This is a genomic window from Roseateles sp. P5_E1 (genome assembly GCF_054049335.1).
In genome coordinates this window covers 1-766 of record NZ_JBFUMN010000174.1, presented here as the reverse complement: position 1 = coordinate 766, position 766 = coordinate 1, and the positions used below count along the sequence as shown (strand labels likewise).

Sequence of the window (766 nt, the reverse complement as noted above, 5' to 3'; positions counted from 1 at the left end):
GGCTTGATCGTGCCCATCATCGACAGGATCAGCATCGCCCCGCCGAACACCACCAGGTACACGCCGGTATCGAACCCGATCGCGCTGGCCAGCGGCACCTCACCGATCAGCGGGATATGCAGGTCCAGGTGCCCACTGGTCAGGAACGGCACGCCGAACAGCATCGAGGCACTGCCGCTGACGATGGCGATCAGCAGGCCGGCACCGATGCAGCGGATGTAGTCGAAGCCGAACCGCGACTCCACCGAGGTGGTGCCTTGGATGACGTACTGGATCAGCAGCGGCACGGCCAGCACCAGGCCGGCGATGAAGCCGCCACCGGGCGCGTTGTGGCCGCGCAGGAACAGGAAGATCGAGACGGTGAGCGTGAGCGGGAACATGATCTGGGCCAGATCGGCCGGCACCGGCAGCTTGATCGGYGGGCCSGGCATGATCTGCTCCGGCGCCATSCGYGWGCGWCGCAGCAKCGCRTGCACCACCAGYGCGGCRATGCCGAACACGGTGATYTCRCCGAAGGTATCGAAGCCGCGGAAGTCGACCAGGATCACGTTGACTACGTTCTGCCCATAGGCTTCGGGCAGGGCGCGCGCGACCAGCTCGCCGGCCATGGTGTTGGGCGGCAGCGTCATCGCGGTGTAGGCCAGCGCGGCCAGGCCGCCACCGCCGATCACCGCGATCAGCGCATCACGGCGCTTGCGCCAGCGCGAATGTTCCGGCGCCGACTGGGTGGGCAGGTAGTTCATGCCCAGCAGCATCAGCACCAGGG

At 67.2% G+C, this 766-nt stretch carries 1 protein-coding gene; it reads right to left on the bottom strand.

The genetic code is table 11. The features are described 5' to 3' along the window. Nucleotides 1–743 (bottom strand): hydrogen gas-evolving membrane-bound hydrogenase subunit E (gene mbhE / locus ACXJKJ_RS30445; protein ID WP_457395147.1); only part of this gene is annotated, 743 nt, incomplete at its 3' end. Between the last annotated feature and the right edge of the window lie 23 nt (nt 744–766).